Genomic DNA, 18,981 nt, shown 5'->3' with positions numbered 1-18,981 from the left:
GTCAGTTCTCCTCCACCGTGCCGTCAGCCGGCGTCTCGGGGTCGTCCTTGCCGGCAGCCCGGTTGAACTCGATCTGGACCTTGGCCTTGGCCACGTCGGCGTACGCGACCGTCCGGACCTTGCCGTCCACGTCCAGCTCGGCCGCCTCGTCGGAGGCGGACTTGATCCGGCCGGTCACCTTCGCGCCGGCGGTCGGCGTGACCGCGACCAGGCGGCCGACGTTGCGGCGCCAGTGCCGGGGCAGGGTGAGCGGGCGGTCGACGCCGGGGCTGGAGACCTCCAGCGTGTAGGCGCCGTCGCCCATGATGTCGTCGGCATCGAGTGCCTTGGAGATGGCCCGGGTGACCTCGGCGACGTCGTCCAGGCTGATCCCGCCGTCACGGTCGACGAGCACGCGCAGCAGCCGCCGCCGGCCGGCCGGCGCGACGTCCGCGGCCTCCAGGTCGCAGCCGAACTGCTCGACGATCGGCCGCAGGAAGTTCTCGAGGCTCGAGGTGTCCGTGTGGTCAGTCCTTCGGCTCACAGGTAGACCTGCCTCTCTCTCCAGTTGTGCACCCGTTCCGCCGCCCGGCGATCCGACCGAGGGCAGTAGCCCACCATATCCGGCCGACGGCGCTGCTCACGTCACCGGCTCGTCCCAGGCCCGTCACCGGCACGTCACCGGACCGGTCACCCACTGGTCACCCGGCCCGCCGGGTATCGTTCCGCCGTGCCGAATCAACCCCGCCTCTCGCGACGCCGTGTCGTCGTCACTGCCGCCGTGGTGCCCGGCGCGGTCGCGTTGGCCGCCTGCACCGACGACTCGAGCGGTTCCGGCACCCAGGGCGGAGCGAAGAACTCCGACGACGGGGTCCAGCCTGCCGAAGAGACCCCCAGCACCGATCCGGCGGTCGTCGCGGCCCTCACCGCCGCAGCCACGGTGGTGACGCAGTTGTCGTTGCGGTACACCGCCTCCAGCGCCAAGTTCCCAGCGCTGCGCACCCGGCTCGCGGCCGGGGCGAAGTACCACGCGAGCCACCTGACGCGACTCAAGGCGGTCCCAGGCGTGCAGGTAGTCGCCGGCAAGGCTCCGGCAGTCCCGAGTACGTCGGCCGCCGCGCTGGCCGACCTGGCCAAGCGGGAGACGGCCGCCGCGGTCGCCCACGCCGCCGGGGCCGGCAAGCTCTCCGGTGAGCACGCTCGGCTGCTCGCGATGATCGCCGCGTCGGAGACCCAACTGGCCGCCACGCTCACCCCGAAGAAGAAGGCGGACTCCGAGTGACCGAGGTCGAGGCACTGCAGGCGGCGCTCGCCGGTGAGCACGCGGCCGTGTACGGCGTGGGCGTGGCCGGCGGCAAGTTGAGCGGCGCCCGCTTCCGGGCGGCCACCGACACCTATGAGCTGCACCGCCGCAACCGCGACCGGCTGACCCGGTTGGTGGCCGCGGCCGGCGAGACCCCGGTGGCCGCGGAGGCGGCGTACGACCTGCCGCAGGTGGTGACGAACGCGGCGACCGCCTCCGCGCTGGTCCTGCTGATCGAGCGCCGGCTGGCCGCCGTGTACGGCGACCTGGTCGAGGCGGCCGAACAACCGGCTGTCCGGGCCCTCGCCGTCCAGAGCCTGCTGGCCACCGCGAGCGCCCAGCTCGCCTGGGGCGGGGCGCCGGTCGCGTTCCCCGGCGACGTCTGAGCGTAGTCACTCGACCACGGGACGCTGCGGTAACGAATAACTTCCGGCCTGGTTACGCATCGGCCGGAAATTCGTTCCGTATTCCCCTTTACTCGCAGCGCGACCTTACCTATATTTTCGGCCACGGAGACTGGGGGGTCGCCGAAGCTTTCACGACCACGTTGGTGGCGTCGGTCGTGCGCATCCGCAGCTGATTCCAGCGCGTCTTGTTCCGTGTCCCAATTCCGCTGTCATTTCGACGTCTCGAGCCGCGCCCAGCGCCGGCTACGGAGGGTGGCGAAGCATGCGCACTTTCGATCTGAGCACCGGCGACGACCAGTTCGTGAAGGACATCCGGGTGGTCCGCTGGGAGCAGTACGCCCTGGAGCGGCAGTTGCCGTTCCAGGCGATGTGGTACTCCGTTCCGCCCGGTTCGGAGAGCCCGCTCGACGAGCACCCCGAACTCGAGCTCTCGGTGGTCGTCGCCGGCACCGCGCACGTCCTGGTCGGCGGCCGGGAGTACGAGGTCCCCCAGGGTGACGCGTTCCTGCTCGGCAGCACCGAGCAGCACGTGGTCCAGAACCGCTCGGCCGACGTACCGCTGACCGTGTTCAGCGCGTACTGGATGCCGCTGGCCGAGGCGGCCGGCCATGACTGATCCGGTCACCGTGTTCACGTTCCCCCAGCCGACCATCAACGGGCCGCTGCACGTCGGGCACCTGTCCGGCCCGTACCTCGCCGCGGACATCGCGGCCCGGGCCGCGCGCGCCCGCGGGGAGCGCGTCGTGGTCACCACCGGCCTGGACGTCCACCAGAACTACGTGCTCACCCGCGCCGAGCACGAAGGCGTGGACGTCGGCGTGATGACGGCCGACTTCCGCGACGACATCAAGGCGACGTACGACCTGGCCAGGATCGGGTTCGACTGCTTCACCGACCCGCTCGGCGACGTCCACACGCCCATCATCCGGCAACTCATGAACCACCTCGTGACCAGCGGCGCGACTCCGCTGCGCGAGGTCACGCTGCACGCCTGCGCCGACTGCGGCCGGACCCTGCACGAGTCCTACCTCAGCGGCCTCTGCGGCGAGTGCAAGGCCCCCGCGGCGGGCGGCGCCTGCGAGCAGTGCGGCAGCTTCACCCAGGTCGACACCATGGTCGATCCGGTCTGCGGCCGCTGCGGCGGCGAGCCTCGTCCGTTCACCGCCACGGTGCCCGTACTGCGGATGGAGGACCACCGCGACGCGCTGGTCGCGACGTGGTTGCGGGCCGACCTGCCGCCGGCCGTCCGGGACCTGATCGACCGCACCCTCGCGGCCGGCCTGCCCGAGATCGCGCTGGCCTACCCGACCAACTGGGGCATCGAGGGCGACGGCCCGCTGACCGGCCTGCGGATCGGCCCGTACACCGAGATCGCGCTCTCCGACCTGTACGCCGTCGCGCGCGGCGTCGACCCGGACGCCGGTGACGTGGCCGGCTACCTGGCCGCGGTCGACCGGGTGGACCACCTGTGGCACTTCCTCGGCCTGGACAACGCGTTCTGGTACGCGCTCTACTGGCCGGCGGTGTGGTCCGCGGCCGGGGTCGCCCGCCTCCCACTGGCGGGACTCGTGGTCAACGAGTTCTACACATTCGACGGCGACAAATTCTCGACCAGCCGCAATCACGGAATCTCCGCGACCGAATTACTCGGCACCGCGGATCCGTCAATCGTTCGCTTGTTCCTGGCCTGGGACCGCCCGGATCGCTACCGAAGTGATTTCACCTTCAATTCTTTCCGGGCGTTCGCGGACCGGGTCGCGCCATTGCTGGCCGGCACGCACCCGGTCACCGAGCCGCTCGACCCGGCGCTGGCCGCGATCGAGCGCGCCCGGGGTGAGAGCGCGCTGAAGCCGAGCGGTTTCGACCTGCCGCTGGCGGTCCGGAGTCTGCTCGCCCTGCTGGCCGGCGGGGTCGAGGACACCGGGTCACTGCGGGCCGCGCTGACCGGTCAGGGCGGGTAGCGCGATGCGAGTCTGCGTGATCGGGGCCGGCATCGCCGGCACGCTGCTCGCCTGGCGGCTGAGTGGCCGGGTCGAGGTCGACCTGGTGACCGGCCCGGTCGGCACCGACGCGACCGCGGTGTCCGGCGGCGGCGTCCGCGGGTTCGAGACCCATCCGGTGCAGCGCCGGCTGGCGATCGAGAGCCTGACCGAGCTGTTCGAGACCCTCCAGGAACCGGCCGGCTACACCGAGACCGGGTGCACCTACCTGCTGCCGTCGTACGCCGGTCTCGAGCGTGCGGTCGCGGAGGTCGAGGACGCGCACCCGGGGTCGACGGAGATCCTCGACCGCGACCAGCTCCATTACCGGGGCTGGCACGGTCTGCCCGAGGGGACGGTCGGCGTCTGCGAGAGGCGGGCCGGGTTCATCCGGCCGGACCAGCTGCGGACCGCCGTACTGCGACAACTCGCGGCAGCCCCCGGAAGCCGGGTGCTCAACGGCCCGGTCCTCGGACTCGTCCCGCACCCGGACGGATCGGTCAGCTGTCGCCTCCCCGGCGAGAGCCACCGGTACGACGCCGTCGTGGTCGCGGCCGGGCCGTGGACGCCGGGCCTGCTCACGGGCAACGCCCTGCCCGCCGAGCCCTACCGGACCAAGTCGATCCAGATCGCCCTCTACCAGGTGGACGGCGCTCTGCCGACGATGTTCGTCGACGAGACCAGTGACCTGTACGGGCGGCCGACCGCCGACGGCAGGTTGCTGCTCGGTGTCGACACGCACCGCTGGTCCGTTCCACCGGGCAGCAGTGCCCCGATCCCGGACCTGGCCGCCCGTGCCGCCCGGATCGCGGGCGAGCGGCTGCCCCACCTCAAGCTGTCGGCGCCCGACCACCTGGTCAGCCACGCCGACTGTTATGCCGATCCGCCGGTACTGACCCTCTGGTCGGTGCTCGGCAGCACGCATCGGCTGTTCACCTTCACCGGTGGGTCCGGCGGCAGCGTGAAAACCGCGCTGGCCGCAAGCCGGGCCGCCGCGAGCGACCTGCTCGCACCAGGAGAAACGCGCACCACCACTTCGCGGACGGAGACACAGCGCATGACCATCACCGAACCAGGCAAGCAGCGAACGACGCCCCGCTACCACACGATCGGTATCGGGGCCGGGCCCTCCAACCTGTCGCTGGCGGCCCTGTACAAGAACGTCACCACGGAGAAGCTGGCCCTGTTCGACGCCCGCCCGGGCGCCGGCTGGCACACTCCCCTGCTCTACCCGGGCGTCCGGATGCAGACCGGCTGGATGAAGGACCTGGTCTCCCTGGTCGACCCACGGCACGAGCTGACGTTCCTGAACTACCTGGTCACCTCCGGGCGGCTCTACGCGCTGATCAACTCCCAGTTCGACTCGCTTCCCCGGATCGAGTACGAGCGCTACCTGGCCTGGGCCACCGAGCGGCTCGGCGTGGTGAACTTCAGCTCCCGGGTGGAGTCGATCTCGATCACCGACGACGGGTTCGAGGTCACCGTCGACGGCGAGCCGGCCGCGGTCTCCGAGCACCTGGTGCTCGGACTCGGCACCCGTCCGGTCCGGCCGGCGTACCTGCACGGCCTGCCCGAGGAGCGGGCGTTCATCGCGGACGAGCTGGGCACCCGGATGCCCGCGCTGGACAACCTGGCACCGACGGCGGTCGTCGGCGGCGGCCAGACCGGTCTCGAGTGCGTCCTGCGGCTGCTCGGCTCGGGCTTCACCGACATCCGCTGGCTCGGCCGCAACCAGTGGTTCCGCAGCATCGACGACTCGCCGATGGCCAACGAGCTCTACCGGCCGTCGCACATCGAGTTCCTGCAGGGGCTGAACCGCAGCAAGCGCCGGGAGATGATCGACGACTCCCGCTACAGCGGCGACGCGATCACCCCGGGCGGCCTGCGCGCGCTCTACCAGGCCAACTACGACGGCCTGCTGACCCTCGGCCGCTTCCCGGTCACGCTGCTGCCGGGCCGCGACGTGCGGTCGTCGGAGCCGCTGCCGGACGGCGACATCAGGCTCTGCTGTACGACGTCCACCACGCCGGAGGAGCACGACGTCCGGCAGGTCGTGGTGGCGGGTGGTCGCGAGCACGTCGAGGCGCCGTTCGACGACGAGCTGCGGGAGCGGATCGAGTTCGACGACGACGGGCAGATGCTGGTCGAGCCGGACTACTCGGTGCGCTGGAAGGGCATGAACGGGCACCGGATCTACACCTTCAACGCCAGCCGGTACAGCCACGGCCTGACCAACGCGGGCCTGACCCAGCTGCCGGTCCGGGCCGCGATCGTGCTGAACTCCATGTTCGACCGGGAGATCTACCCGATCTCCGACGAGCTCTGCGCGGTGCAGTGGTGACCGCGGCCGCCCCGGAACCCCTGGTCCCCGACGTCGACGGGGTGTGGTTCCGGCTCGAGGTCGACGACCCGGCGGCCGGCGCGCCGTACGGGCAGTATCACCGCGAGGACGACGTGGTCTGGGCGGAGTTCTACGCCGGCGGCAGCCTGCGCAGCGGCCGGCTGGTCGGGAACCTGCGGCCGGACGGCACGTTCGACGCCGCGTACTGCCTGCTCAGCACGGCCGGCGAGCTGATCGCCGGCGAGTGCCACAGCGTCCCCGAGTTCGATGCTCAGGGCAACATTTTGATCACCGACCACTTTCGTCGCAGCGACGGCACCACCGGGGCCAGCCGGATCCGGCAGATCCCCGCACCTGTCAGGGAGGCATGAGATGACCGAGCGACCTCACCTGCTGGTGGTGGCCACCGGCATGCGGCTGTTCCGCGAGTACATCCTGCGGTCGATCGCACCGCAGTACCGGATCCACATGTTCCTGCACGGCGAACCGACCTGGGAGAAGGACTACATCGAAGGCTGGACCGTGCTCGAGTCCACCCTGGACGCCGACGCCCTGGTCGCGGCCGCCAACGAGCTGCACGACCGGGAGGCGATCGACGGCGTGCTGTGCTGGGACGAGGCGCGGATCCTGCAGACCGCACACGTCGCCGAGGCCCTCGGGCTGCCGGGTGGTGACGTCGCGATGGTGAACCGCTGCCGCGACAAGCACCTCACCCGGACGGCGCTCGCCGAGCACGGCGTACCGCAGCCGAAGTCCGTGCTGGTGAACACCGTCGAGGAAGCCCTGGCCGTCGACGTCGGTTACCCGCGGATCCTCAAGCCGCGCGCGCTGGCCGCGAGTCTCGGCGTGGTGAAGGTGAACTCCCCCGAGGAACTGCGGGAGAACTGGGACTTCGCCCACGACACCACCGTGCCCGAGGCGCCGCACTACGACGTGAAGGTGCTGGTCGAGGAGTTCGCCGACGGCTACGAAATCAGCATCGACGCAGCCGTGTTCCAGGGCCAGGTGACCCCGTTCTGCCTGGCCCGCAAGGAGATCGGCTACCCGCCGTACGCCGAGGAGATCGGGCACTTCGTGGACGCGGCCGACCCGTTGCTCGTCGACGACCAGCTGATGCAGGTGCTGGTCGACGCGCACAAGGCGATCGCGTTCACCGACGGGGTCACGCACACCGAGATCATGATGACGGCCGACGGCCCGAAGGTGATCGAGATCAACGCCCGGATCGGCGGGGACATGATCCCGTACCTCGGGCTGCAGGCCACCGGCGTCGACCCGGGCCTGGCCGCGGCGGCGGTGGCCTGCGGGCGTGCACCGGAGCTGGTGCCGGACCGCACGATGGTCGGCGGCGTCCGGTTCTTCTACGTGGACGAGAATGACACCGTGCTGGACGAGGTCACCTTCGACTCCGACGGGCTGCCGGGCTCGATCGACCTGCTGGTTCCGCTGATGGAGGCCGGCCAGACGACCAGCCCGCCGCCGGACGGGACCCTGTGGGGCCGGATCGCGTACGCGACCGCGGTGGCGACCACGACCGAGGAGTGCCGGGCCGGGCTGGACGCGGCGGAGAAGGCGCTGCGCTGGTCGGGCAAGGTCAAGGAACCCGAGGAGGCGGCCGGATGACGAGCACCGCCGACGAGAGCACCGGGATCTGGTCGACCATCCGGGAGGCCCCGGTCCCGGTGAAGGCGCTGCTGGTCGGCGTCTTCGTGAACAAGCTCGGCTGGTTCCTGCAGGTCTTCCTGGTGCTGTTCCTGACCACGTCGAAGGGCTTCACCCCGGTCCAGGCCGGGACCGCCCTCGGCGTGTACGGCGCCGGGTCGGTGGTCGGCCTGATCATCGGCGGATCGCTGTCGGACAAGGTCGGGCCGCGGGCGGCGGTGATGATCAGCATGTTCGGCATGGCCGGCTTCGTGCTGGCGATCGCCTACGTGCCGAGCTACCCGGCCGTGGTGACCGTGGTCGCGCTGGCCGGTGCGGTCGGGCAGTTCTACCGCCCGGCCTCGGCCGCACTGCTGACCGAGCTGACGCCGAAGAACCGCCAGGTGATGATCTTCGCGGTCTACCGGCTGGCGATGAACCTGGGGACCACCGCGGCACCGCTGATCGGTGCCGCCCTGGTCGCGGTGTCGTGGAACCTGCTGTTCATCGGCGAGGCGGTCGCCGCCCTGGCGTACGCCGTGGTCGCGATCGTCGCGCTGCCGAAGCGGGCGCCGCGGACCGTCCAGGACACCACCGCGGACGAGCCCGAGGCGACCGGCGGCGGCTACGTCGCCGTCCTGCGGGACTACAAGTACGTGCTGTTCCTGCTGTGCATGTTCATCAACGCGGCGATCTACATGCAGTACCTGGCCGTCCTTCCACTGCACATGAAGGCGGACGGGCTGTCGACCTGGTGGTTCAGTGCGGTGGTCGCGCTGAACGGCTTCATCGTCATCACCTGCGAGTTGCTGGTGACGAAGGTCGTGCAGAACTGGCCGGCCCGGATCGTCGCGATGACCGGGTTCGTGCTGCTCGGCGGCGGGCTGGCGTTCTACGCACTGCCGGGCGGGCTGGCGATCTTCGTGATCGGCACACTGCTGTGGACGCTGGCCGAGATCATCGGCGGGCCGACGATGTTCGCCTATCCGGGGATGGCCGCGCCGAAGCGGCTGCTCGGCCGGTACGTCGGCTCCGCACACGCGATGTTCGGCCTCGGTTCCGCCCTCGGCCCGTTCCTCGGCGTCTGGGTGTGGAACGCGGCCGGCACGCGCGTGTGGCTGTGGTGCGGGCTGGCCGGCGCCGTCGGCGTCGTCCTCGCGTACTTCGGCATGACGCCGACCGCCGAGACCGAGGAACCGGCCGTCGACCTGACCCCGGCCGCCGAGCCGTTGCCGAGCGAGAGCTCGTAGGAGGACTGTGATGACTGACTACACGATCATCGTGGACCCGTTGTCCACGGGACAGGAATATCCGGCCGCGTTCCGGGAGGCGGGCCGGCTGCCGGTCGCCGTACTGAGTGGTCCGGAGCCGCCGCCGGCGTTCACGGGCAGTTGGCACCCGGAGAACTTCGAGCACGTGCACTACTTCACCGGCGACGTCCAGGCGCTCGCCGAGGAGCTGCGGGTGTACGAGCCGGAGTATCTGATCCCCGGTGCCGAGAGCGGGACCGAGCTGTGCGACCAGCTGATCGAGATCCTCGTCCCCGGGACCGGCAACGTCCCCGGGCTGGCGTCCGCGCGGCGGGACAAGTGGCAGATGGCGCAGGCGCTGGCGGCCGCCGGCGTGCCGCGGTTGCGGCAGTTCCTGACCGCCGATCCGGCCGAGGCGGAGCAGTGGCTGAAGGAGAACGACCTGCTCGGCCGGCGGCTGGTGATCAAGCCGCCGAAGAGTGCTGCGGGTGACGAGGTGTACGTCGTCTTCTCCGACGGCGACTGGCGGGAGCGGTTCGACCGGGTGCTCGGTCGGACCAACAAGATGGGACTGACCAATGACGCCGTCCTGATCCAGGAATACGCCGAGGGCACGGAGTACCTGGTCGACACCTACAGCGTGGACGGGAAGCACGCGCTGGTCGACGTCTGCCGGTACACGAAGGTCGGCCGCGGCGACAAGATCGGCATCTACCGGCGGATCGACTTCCTGGCCGAGGACGACCCCGAGGTGCAGGCGCTCTGGCCGTACACCCGGCAGGTGCTCGACGCCGTCGGCATCCGGATCGGCTGCGGTCACGTCGAGGTGATGATGACGGCCGACGGCCCGCGGTTGATCGAGGTCGCGGCCCGGCCGGCCGGCGGCGGTCACCAGATGGTCAGCGAACTGGCCACCGGTGACAACCACATCAAGCGGACGGTCGCGCACCGCGTCCGCGGCGAGGTCCGGGACGGGTTCGACCTGGTCCAGCACCTGCGCGGCGTGTTCGTGATCGCGCCGGCCGAGGGCTACTTCCGCAACCGCGAGGTCTTCGACGGCATCGAGGAGCTGAAGTCGTTCCACTGGATGAAGATCCTGTACGACGAGGACGCCGTCGTCCCGGAGACCGTCGACCTGTTCACCTGTCTGGCCTGGGTCATCCTGATCCACAGCGACCCGGCCACGCTCGACGCCGACTACCACCGCGTACTGGAGATGGAGGCCGGCATCGTCATCGAGACCCCCTGACGTTTCCGGAGTCAGCTGAACGACCCCCTGAGCCAGGCCCGGGCGGCCACCACCGCCCGGGCTCGGCCACAATCTCTCCATGGCCAAGAACACCTGCCCCTGCGGCCTCGGCCCGTTGTACGCCGAGTGCTGCGGCCGGCTGCACGACGGCCGGTCCACGGCCACCACCGCCGAGCAGTTGATGCGCTCGCGCTACTCGGCCTTCGCCGTCCGCGACGCGCCGTACCTGCTCCGCACCTGGGCGGCCGCGACCCGTCCCGCCGACCTCCAACTGGATCACGACCTCCACTGGACCGGTCTGGAAATCCTGAGCACGACCGACGGCAGTCCGTTCCACACCGAAGGCACGGTCGAGTTCCGCGCCCACTACGAGGTGAACGGCCACCCGGGCCACCAGCAGGAGCTCAGCCGGTTCGCCCGCGAGGACGGCGAGTGGGTGTACGTCGCTCCCGTGTAGCTACCTCCGCCGGCGCCACGGGCCGGTGATCGCGTAGGTGATGCCCGGGGTGTACACGTTGAAGAACATCGTCCGGCCGTCGGCGGAGAACCCGGCCCCGGCCAGCTCGCCGAACGCCGGGTCCTCCGGGGTGCCGTTGTTGACCCGGTTGCGGGCGAACTTGAACACCTCGCCGTCCTCGGTGGTGCCGAGGATGTGCTGCTCGCCGAGCCCGTCCTCGCACATCATCAGCCCGCCGTACGGCGACATCGTGATGTTGTCCGGGGCATCGAACTCCGGGTCGTCCGACCCCGGCGACGGCCGGGTGAAGATCACCTCGAGCCGCAGCGTCCGCTTCCGCGGGTCGTACCGCCAGACCTGGCCGTCGTGGTCGACCTTCGGCCCGAGCTCGGTCCGGGCGAACGACGAGACGAAGTACACGCAGCGGTCCCGGGTCCCCCACCAGCAGCCCTCGAGCTTGTAGCCGCCGGTGATCGGCTTGCCGTAGTCCTGCGCGCGGACCGACTCGGTCGTCGCCAGCGGGTCCGGCACGGTGATCCACTGCACGCCGCGGAACGTCGCGCCCGCCTCCTCGACGACGGACAGGTCGGGCAGGTCGGGGATGTGCATGGCCTGCAGTTCGCCGCCGGCCCGCAGCGACCCCCAGCCGCCGCGGGGACGGTTCGGCAGGAACCGGTAGAACCCGCCGAGGGGTGCGACGAACGCGTCCTCGGTCTCGTAGACGATGCCGGTGGCCGGGTCGACCGCGACCGCCTCGTGCTGGAACCGGCCCATCGCGGTCAGCGGGACCGGGCGGACGTTGCGGCGGTCGTCGTACGGGTCGACCTCGAAGATGAAGCCGTGGTCCTTGGTGTACCCGGTCTCGCCTGCCCTCGCCTCGGTCTCCTCACAGGTCAGCCACGTGCGCCACGGGGTGATGCCGCCGGAGCAGTTGATCGCCGTACCGCCGAGGCTGACGAACTCCTTGGTGGTGCAGTTGTGCCGGTCGACCACCAGCGTGCTCGTACCGCCGGCTGCACCCGGGTCGTAGGTGCGCTCGGGCGGTGCGACCACCTTGATCGTGGCGGTAGGGCTGCACTCGTGGTTGCGGACCAGCCGCGAGCCGCCATGCCGGTCCGGGAACGTGCCCATGCCGTCGAAGCGGCTCGGCGTCTTCAGGCCGTCGGGGCGGACCGTGCCCTCCCGGGACAGGATCCGGTAGCGGAAGCCGCGCGGCAGGTCGAGCATGCCGTTCGGGTCCTCGATCAGCGGCCCGTAACCGATCTTCGGGCCGGACGTACCGAGAGCCGGCTGGGCGGTGTACAGCGCCTCGACCGAGCCGGCGACGCTGACCGCGACACCGGCCGCGGCCGCGCGGGCGACGAACTGCCGCCGGGACAGGGGATTGGGTTGGACGGACACGGTGGAGGGCCTCCTCGGGCGAAAGGATCTGCCGGTCACCGATGAACGTAAGGTAAACAGAAGACGACGACAAGGCGAACCGCGCGCCGGAGCACCCGTGATCCGGCCGGACCGCGGGTGCCTCGACGCTGCTCGGCTACTGGTAGCAGGGCTTGCTGAACTCGTGCGCCTGGGCGGTCTTGCCGGTGAAGAAGTCCTTCTCCACCGCCACGCCGGTCGGCGCCGTCGGGTCCACCTTGGAGATGATGCTGGCCCGGAAGACCCGCTCGTTCGGCTCGCCGGAGAACCGGCCCGCCTCGGCCGGCAGCATCCCTTCGTAGTCCACGGTCTCCAGCGACTTCACCGCGGCCAACAGCCCGGCGCGGGTCAGGTCCTTGGACTCGACCGCCTTCTCCAGCGCTGCCTTCAGCGGGTACGACCACACCCAGCCGGCGGTGTAGCCGTCGTTCGGCGCGGCCTTGAAGGTGGCCTGGTCGAGCGACTCGGCCAGAGCCTTGTGGCCCGCCGTCTCGGCGCCGTACGGCGCCCACGGTCCGGACTGCCGGTAGAGCGCAGTCAGCGCGGGCGCGGCCGGGCTCTTCAGCAGGGCCGGGTTCCAGGTCGGGCTGGTGCCGATGAACTGCCCCTTGAACCCGTTCTGCGCGGCACCGCCGACGATGGTCGCCGCCTCGGTCGGGCCGGTGGTCAGGATGACCAGGTCCGGCTTGGCCGCGACCAGTTTCTGGATCGCCGCGCCCTGGTTCTCCTGGCCCGGTGCGGTCGGGATGTCGGTGAACGTCAGACCGTTGGCCTCGGCCGCGAGCTTCGCCCCGGCCGCGGCGTCGTCGCCGTAATCCCCGGGGAAGTGCACCGCGGCGACGGTCTTCGGCTTGAGCGTCTCGACCGCGAAGTCGACCGAGTTCATCGACTCGAAGCAGTAGTTCGTCCCGGACTCCAGGATCACGTCCTCGAACGCCCACGCCGACGTCCAGGACGCCGGTACGCCGATCACGCCGCTGGACTTCAGGTCGCCGAGGATCGCCGCCGTGGTCGGAGACCCCAGCGTCTGGACCAGCCCGAGCACGTCCGGCTTGATCTCGGCGTACACCTCGTTGTGGATCTGCGGGTTGTACTTGTTGTCCTTGACGAACTTGGTCACGTCGACCTCGAAGTCGCCGATCCCGCCGGCCTCGTTGACCCGCTGCCAGAACGCCTTCTGGCTCTCGGTGATCGGTACGCCCAGGGCCTTGAACGGACCCTCGGTCAGGTCCGAGATCGAGCCGAGGTAGATGCAGCCCTTGGCCTTGTCGACCGCGGCCGGGCACGGCTCGGAGGTGACCCCGACGTCGAACTTGACGCCCGAGTCCCCCTGCTGTGCTTCCGGGGCGTCGTTACGGCACCCCGCCACCAAGACCATCGCCGCCACCAGCGCGATGGCGCTTCCCTTCCGAACGCTCATCGATACTCCTTAGTGCGAGAACGGCCAGGACTTCCAGTAGGTGCGGATGCGGACCCAGATGCCGAACAGCCCCCGCGGTTCGAAGATCAGGAAGCCGATGATCAACAGGCCGTAGAGGATCGTCTCGACCTGGAAGACCGTGATGCCCCCGGCGGCGGAACTGCCGCTGACGAACGGCAGCACGGCCGGGAGCTCGCGGGTGACCCGCGGCAACAGGGTGATGAACAGCGCGCCGAGCACCGATCCGGAGATCGTGGCGACACCGCCGATCAGCACCATCGCGATGTACTGCACCGACATCCCGAGGTTGAACGACCCCGGCTCGACGAAGCCGATCATCACGTAGAGCAGGGCGCCCGCGACGCCGGCGTAGAACGACGACACCGCGAACGCGATCATCTTGTACCGGGTCACGTCGACCCCGATCACCTCGGCGGCCAGGTCCCGGTCCCGGACCGCGGCCAGCGCCCGGCCGATCCGCGACCGGACCAGGTTCCGGGCCAGGACGCCGAAGATCACCAGCAGCACGAGCATCAGCAGGTAGAGCTTCTGCGCCTTCGTGAAGAACTCCCCGTCGACCGCGAACTGGAAGCCGAACAGCTCCGGTACGGCGGCCGGCCGCCCGACCCCGACTCCTCCGGTGAGCTCACGCCAGTGCTTGAAGATGTGCTCCCCGATGAACACCAGCCCGAGCGTCACCACGGCCAGGTACAACCCGCGCAACCGGGCCGCGAGTGGGGCGACGATCAAACCGGCCAGTCCCGCGACCAGCCCGGCCGCGAGCAACCAGACCGGCAACGAGGTGATCCCGAATCCGATCAGCCGGGTGCTGTCCGGATCACCCGACAACGCCGCCGCGGTGTAGGCGCCGACCCCGAGGAAGAACGCGTGCCCGAGCGACACCTGGCCGCCGTACCCGGTGACGATGTTCAGCCCGATCGCCCCGATCGACGCCACACACGCCGTCGCGAGCACGACCAGTAGATCGTCGGTCAGCATGAACGGCAGCGAGACCGCGACCACGGCCAGCACCAGGGTCCAGACCCGCTTCGCCGGCGTGTTCAGCAGCGCCATGTCCTGCTTGTAGGACAGGTAGAGCAGTGGTCGGCTCATATCCGCTCAACCTCTCTGGTGCCGAACAGGCCGTAGGGTCTGACGAGGAGGACGAGGAGCATGAGCAGGTACGGGACGACCAGGAAGAAGTCGCCGCCGAAGACCGGGTGCAGGTTGTCGCCGTAGCTGCCGACCAGCGCCTCGAACACGCCGATCGTCAGGCCGGCGACCACCGCGCCGCCGAGCGAGTCGAGGCCGCCGAGGATGATCACCGGCAGGGCCTTGAGCGCGGTCAGCCAGAGGTTCTGCTCGAGCCCGATCCCCGTCGACAGGAAGACACCGGCGAGGCCGGCGAGCGCGGCCGCCAGCGCCCAGGACAGCGAGAACACCCGGCCGACCGACACGCCTTGGGCGAGCGCGACCTCCTGGTCCGACGACGCCGCCCGCATCGCCAGCCCGGTCCGCGACCAGCGGTAGAACGCGAACAGCGCGGCCACCACGATCAGCGTCGTCGCCAACGTGGCCAGGTGCCGCTGGTCGATCTTCGCGCCGAGTACGTCGACCTGCTTCAAGCCCCACGGATCACCCATCTGCCGGATGTCCAGGCCGATGAACGAGTTCACCACCGTCCGGATCACGATGTCGACGCCGAGCGTGATGATCGCGATCACGAACACCGGCTTGCCGATCATCGGCCGCAACGCCAGCCGCTCCACCCCGACGCCGAGCAGCGCGGTCAGCAGCAACGCGACCAGCACCGCCAGGAAGAAGTTCATCGACAGCACCAGGTAGCCGGTCAGCAGCGCACCGGCCATCATGAACGCCGGCTGGGCGAAGCTGATCACCCGCATCGACTTGTAGACGATCACGAAGCCCAGCGCCAGCAGCGCGTAGATCGACCCGTTGCCCAGACCCCGGACCGCCGTGGCGACGAACTCGTTCACCGGCCACCCCCGACGTACATGGATTCGACCAGCGCGGCAAACGTCGTGGCGACCGCGGAGCGTTTGACCTTCTGGGTCGCGGTCAGCTCGCCGTCCTCGTGGTCCAGCAGCTTCGGCAGCAGCCGGAACGACCGCACCTGCTCGACCGTCGCGAAGCGGGCGTTGACCTCGTCCACGACGCCCTGGACCAGCGCGACCACCTCCGGCTTCGCGGACAGGTCGCCGTACGTCGAGTAGGGCAGCCGGTGCACCTGGGCCCAGTGGCCGACGGTGTCCGGCTCGATGCCGATCAGCGCGGTCAGGTACTTGCGCCGGTCCCCGATTACGACCGCTTCCTTGATGTACGGCGACGCCTTGAGCGCGTTCTCCAACTCCGACGGAGCGACGTTCTTGCCGCCCGCGGTGATGATGATGTCCTTCATCCGGTCGGTGATCCGGACGTGCGTGCCGTCGACCCACTCGCCGACGTCGCCCGTGTGCAGCCAGCCGTCGGCGTCGATCACCTTCGCGGTCGCCTCCGGGTCCTGCCAGTAGCCGGCGAACGTCCCGGGATGCCGGGTGAGGATTTCGCCCGTGGACTCGTCGATCTTGACCTCGACGGCCTTGTGCGGTTCGCCGACGGTGCCGACCTTGACCCGGCCCGGCCGGTTCGCCGTCGCCACCGCGGTGTTCTCGGTCATCCCGTACACCTCGTGCATCGGCAGCCCGAGCCCCATGAAGAACCGCAGTACTTCGGGCGCGATCGGAGCGGCCCCGGACGCGGCGTACCGGACCTTGCGCAGGCCGACGCGGTCCTTCAGCGCGCGGTAGCAGAACAGCCAGCCGATCGCGTAGACGGCTCTGGACGCGGCCGTGTGCCGTCCGTCGTTGGCCGCGAGCACGCCGCCGATCCAGTCCGCCCGGCGCAGCCAGTAGCCGTTGACCAGACGCTTCACCAGATCCGCGGACTCCACCCGGATCTGCACGCCGGCCGCGATCTTCTCCCAGATCCGCGGTACGCCGAACAGGATCGTCGGCTGCACCTCGTGCAGGTTGGTCGCGACCGTCTCTATCGACTCGGCGAAGTGCACGGTGACGCCGGCACCGGCGCCGAACCAGCCGCTGAAGATCCGCTCGGCAACGTGACACAACGGCAGGTAGGACAGCACGCTGTCCCGCGGCGACGGCGGGGGCGTGGTGAAACCGCCGCGCTCGACGAGCTCCTGGATGGCGAAGTCGACGTTCGCGGCCGTCAGCATCACGCCCTTCGGCGGGCCGGTGGTCCCGGAGGTGTAGATCAGCGTGACCACGTCGTCCGGCCGGGAGTCGGCCATCCGCTGCGTGACCGCGTCCGGGTACGCCTCGCGGTGCTCGGTGCCGAGGGCAAGGAAGTCGGGCCAGGCGATCAGCCGCGGGTCGTCGTACCGGAAGCGGATGCCGCGTGGTTCGACGTACACGATGTGCTTCAGGTCGGGCAGGTCGTCGATCGCCAGCGCCTTGTCGACCTGCTCCTGGTCCTCGGCGATCAGCACCTTGGCACCCGAGTGCCGGAGCAGGTAGCCGACCTCGGCGACCGGGTTGGTCGGGTAGAGGCCGACCGTGGTGGCCCGGACGGCGACCGTGCCGACGTCGGTGTACAGCCACTCGCGGCGGTTCTCCGAATGGATCGCCACCCGGTCGCCCGGCTCGATACCGAGGGCGATCAGCGCGTGGCCGGCCAGCTCGGCAGTATCCCAGTACTGCTCCCAGCTGACCTGTTGCCAGATGCCCAGGTCCTTCTCCCGCAGGGCGACCACGTGTGGCATCGTCCGGCCCCGGTCCCGGACCCGGGTGGCGATCGTTGCCGTGCGCACCGAAGTCTCCAGCGTCGTCATGGCTTCTCCCCCACCCGGTGCTCCTCGCCGAGATACGCCCGTACGACGTCGGGGTCGGTGGCCACTTCCTTCGGCGTCCCGGTGCGGATCGGCCGGCCGAAGTCGATCACCATGATCCGGTCGGCCAGATCCATCACCAGGCCCATGTCGTGCTCGACCATCACCATCGGCAGCCCGAGCTCGTCGCGGATGTCGAGGATGAACCGGGCCATGTCCTCGGTCTCCTCCAGGTTCATCCCGGCGACCGGCTCGTCCAGCAGCAACAGCTTCGGCTCCGAGGCGAGCGCCCGGCCGAGCTCGACCCGCTTCTGTACGCCGTACGGCAGCAGCCCGACCGGGAGTCGCCGCCACTGCGCGAGCTCGAGGAAGTCGACGATCTCCTCGACCGCGCGGCGGTTGGACCGTTCGTTCCGCTGGGCCTTGCCGAGCCACGCGAACGCCGCGAGCACGCCGTACGGGTGATGGTGGTGCCGGCCGAGCATCAGGTTGTCCAGGACGGTCAGGTTCGAGAACAGCTCGATGTTCTGGAAGGTCCGGGCGATGCCGAGCCGGGCGATCGCGTGCGGCCGGCGGCCGAGCAGGTCCTGGTCGCCGAACCGGACGGTGCCGCGCTGCGGGCGGTAGACCCCGGAGAGCACGTTGAAGATCGACGTCTTGCCGGCGCCGTTCGGCCCGATCACCGCGAACAACTCCCCCGGGTTCACGGTGAAGCTCACGCCGTTGAGCGCGGTCACTCCCTCGAACCCGAGCACGACGTCCTCGAACGTGAGCACCGGCGTGGCCTCACCCGTCCGCTCGCTCTGCCGGGCCTCGGTCGCCGTCATGAGAGCCACCGCTTCCGGCGCCGGTAGTGTTTGACGTCGCGGAACGACCTCGTGGTCCCCTCCGCGCCGAGGCCGAGGTAGAACTCGCGGACGTCGCCGTCCGCGAGCAGGTCGGCGGCCGGCTTGTCCATCACCATCGCGCCGTTCTCCAGCACGTACCCGTGCTCGGCGATCGACAGCGCCATCGCCGCGTTCTGCTCGACCAGCAGCACGGTCGTGCCCTGCTGGTTGATCTGCACGATCACGTCCCGGATCTGCCGGACGATCAGCGGCGCCAGCCCCAGGCTCGGCTCGTCCAGCAGCAGGTACTTCGGATCCGACATCAGCGCCCGTCCGATCGCGAGCATCTGCTGCTCGCCTCCGGACAGGTAGCCGGCCAGTTTGCGGCGACGGTCGGCCAGCACCGGGAACAGCTGGTAGGTCCGGTCCAGGTTCGTCTTGATCGACCGCGGGCTGACGTGGCCGCCGATCCGCAGGTTCTCCTCGACGGTGAGGTCGGCCAGGATGCGCCGGCCCTCCATCACCTGCTTGATGCCCAGGGCGGCGACCCGGCTGGCGCCGTACGTGTGGATCGGCTCGCCGTCGAGCGTGATCGAGCCGCGCCGGACCTCACCGTCGTGGACGTCGAGGAGCCCGGACAGCGCGCGCAGCAAGGTGGACTTGCCGGCCCCGTTCGCCCCGAGCAGGGCGACGATCCGTCCCTGCGGGACCTCGAGCCCGACCCCCCGCAGCACCAGCATCACGTCGTCGTAGACGACCTCGAGGTTCTTCGCCGCCAGCACCCGGCCTCCCGGATCCCCGAAGGTTCCCAACCACCGTCCTGGCGAGTGAGTGTGACAGCACAACTCACGAGTAGGAAGTC

18 protein-coding genes are annotated in these 18,981 nt (G+C 70.0%); 10 read left to right on the top strand and 8 right to left on the bottom strand.

The features are described 5' to 3' along the window. Window position 1: 1 nt before the first annotated feature. Window positions 2-523 carry a ribosome maturation factor RimP gene (gene rimP, locus ACQPYZ_RS14285; RefSeq protein WP_433168272.1) on the bottom strand — a complete coding sequence of 174 codons (522 nt, stop codon included), beginning with the start codon at window positions 521-523 and terminating at the stop codon, window positions 2-4. Window positions 524-709: 186 nt separating this feature from the next. On the opposite strand from rimP, the gene ACQPYZ_RS14280 reads away from it, so the two are divergent. From ACQPYZ_RS14280 to ACQPYZ_RS14235, 10 genes are all read left to right on the top strand, one after another. Further along, window positions 710-1,261 (top strand): cell division protein FtsK, encoded by a 552-nt coding sequence (locus ACQPYZ_RS14280; protein WP_433168270.1) that lies wholly within the window; start codon window positions 710-712, stop codon window positions 1,259-1,261. Continuing rightward, window positions 1,258-1,668 carry a ferritin-like domain-containing protein gene (locus ACQPYZ_RS14275; protein ID WP_433168268.1) on the top strand — a complete coding sequence of 137 codons (411 nt, stop codon included), beginning with the start codon at window positions 1,258-1,260 and terminating at the stop codon, window positions 1,666-1,668. Before ACQPYZ_RS14280 ends, ACQPYZ_RS14275 begins: the two co-directional genes overlap by 4 nt. Before the next feature lie 283 nt (window positions 1,669-1,951). After that, the gene (locus ACQPYZ_RS14270; RefSeq protein WP_433168267.1) at window positions 1,952-2,305 is read left to right on the top strand and encodes a cupin domain-containing protein; all 354 of its coding nucleotides are present in this window, start codon (window positions 1,952-1,954) and stop codon (window positions 2,303-2,305) included. Continuing rightward, window positions 2,298-3,650 carry a class I tRNA ligase family protein gene (locus ACQPYZ_RS14265; protein WP_433168265.1) on the top strand — a complete coding sequence of 451 codons (1,353 nt, stop codon included), beginning with the start codon at window positions 2,298-2,300 and terminating at the stop codon, window positions 3,648-3,650. Before ACQPYZ_RS14270 ends, ACQPYZ_RS14265 begins: the two co-directional genes overlap by 8 nt. A gap of 4 nt (window positions 3,651-3,654) precedes the next feature. Next, entirely contained in the window at window positions 3,655-6,009 is a 2,355-nt protein-coding gene (locus ACQPYZ_RS14260; protein WP_433168263.1) for an FAD-dependent oxidoreductase, read from the top strand. Continuing rightward, a complete protein-coding gene (locus ACQPYZ_RS14255) occupies window positions 6,006-6,380 on the top strand; it encodes a hypothetical protein (protein ID WP_433168262.1) in 375 nt (124 codons plus the stop codon). The genes ACQPYZ_RS14260 and ACQPYZ_RS14255 overlap by 4 nt, the downstream gene beginning before the upstream one ends. Before the next feature lies 1 nt (window position 6,381). Continuing rightward, window positions 6,382-7,632, top strand: a complete 1,251-nt coding sequence (locus ACQPYZ_RS14250) for an ATP-grasp domain-containing protein (protein WP_433168260.1) — start codon at window positions 6,382-6,384, stop codon at window positions 7,630-7,632. Continuing rightward, window positions 7,629-8,900, top strand: coding sequence for an MFS transporter (locus ACQPYZ_RS14245; RefSeq protein ID WP_433168258.1), 1,272 nt, complete (start codon window positions 7,629-7,631; stop codon window positions 8,898-8,900). The genes ACQPYZ_RS14250 and ACQPYZ_RS14245 overlap by 4 nt, the downstream gene beginning before the upstream one ends. A 10-nt stretch (window positions 8,901-8,910) precedes the next feature. After that, window positions 8,911-10,149 carry an ATP-grasp domain-containing protein gene (locus tag ACQPYZ_RS14240; RefSeq protein WP_433168256.1) on the top strand — a complete coding sequence of 413 codons (1,239 nt, stop codon included), beginning with the start codon at window positions 8,911-8,913 and terminating at the stop codon, window positions 10,147-10,149. 79 nt (window positions 10,150-10,228) lie between these two features. Then, complete coding sequence (locus tag ACQPYZ_RS14235; protein ID WP_433168254.1) at window positions 10,229-10,606, top strand: YchJ family protein; 378 nt, start codon at window positions 10,229-10,231, stop codon at window positions 10,604-10,606. On the opposite strand, the gene ACQPYZ_RS14230 is transcribed toward ACQPYZ_RS14235, so the two are convergent. The 7 genes from ACQPYZ_RS14230 to ACQPYZ_RS14200 form a co-directional block, all read right to left on the bottom strand. Continuing rightward, window positions 10,607-12,007 carry an alkaline phosphatase PhoX gene (locus ACQPYZ_RS14230; RefSeq protein ID WP_433168252.1) on the bottom strand — a complete coding sequence of 467 codons (1,401 nt, stop codon included), beginning with the start codon at window positions 12,005-12,007 and terminating at the stop codon, window positions 10,607-10,609. 136 nt (window positions 12,008-12,143) lie between these two features. Next, window positions 12,144-13,445 carry an ABC transporter substrate-binding protein gene (locus ACQPYZ_RS14225; protein WP_433168250.1) on the bottom strand — a complete coding sequence of 434 codons (1,302 nt, stop codon included), beginning with the start codon at window positions 13,443-13,445 and terminating at the stop codon, window positions 12,144-12,146. Between the two features lie 9 nt (window positions 13,446-13,454). Beyond that, on the bottom strand, window positions 13,455-14,558 hold the full coding sequence (locus tag ACQPYZ_RS14220) for a branched-chain amino acid ABC transporter permease (RefSeq protein WP_433168248.1): 1,104 nt from the start codon (window positions 14,556-14,558) through the stop codon (window positions 13,455-13,457). Further along, window positions 14,555-15,442 carry a branched-chain amino acid ABC transporter permease gene (locus tag ACQPYZ_RS14215; RefSeq protein WP_433168246.1) on the bottom strand — a complete coding sequence of 296 codons (888 nt, stop codon included), beginning with the start codon at window positions 15,440-15,442 and terminating at the stop codon, window positions 14,555-14,557. The genes ACQPYZ_RS14220 and ACQPYZ_RS14215 overlap by 4 nt, the downstream gene beginning before the upstream one ends. Beyond that, complete coding sequence (locus ACQPYZ_RS14210) at window positions 15,439-17,295, bottom strand: AMP-dependent synthetase/ligase (protein WP_433168244.1); 1,857 nt, start codon at window positions 17,293-17,295, stop codon at window positions 15,439-15,441. Before ACQPYZ_RS14210 ends, ACQPYZ_RS14215 begins: the two co-directional genes overlap by 4 nt. Then, the gene (locus ACQPYZ_RS14205) at window positions 17,292-18,119 is read right to left on the bottom strand and encodes an ABC transporter ATP-binding protein (RefSeq protein WP_433168242.1); all 828 of its coding nucleotides are present in this window, start codon (window positions 18,117-18,119) and stop codon (window positions 17,292-17,294) included. Before ACQPYZ_RS14205 ends, ACQPYZ_RS14210 begins: the two co-directional genes overlap by 4 nt. Then, entirely contained in the window at window positions 18,116-18,931 is an 816-nt protein-coding gene (locus tag ACQPYZ_RS14200; protein ID WP_433168240.1) for an ABC transporter ATP-binding protein, read from the bottom strand. Before ACQPYZ_RS14200 ends, ACQPYZ_RS14205 begins: the two co-directional genes overlap by 4 nt. Window positions 18,932-18,981: the final 50 nt, after the last annotated feature.

The sequence above is a fragment of the Kribbella sp. CA-247076 genome, assembly GCF_050942445.1.
Taxonomy (GTDB): Bacteria; Actinomycetota; Actinomycetes; order Propionibacteriales; family Kribbellaceae; genus Kribbella.
This window is presented reverse-complemented; position numbering and strand designations above follow the sequence as displayed.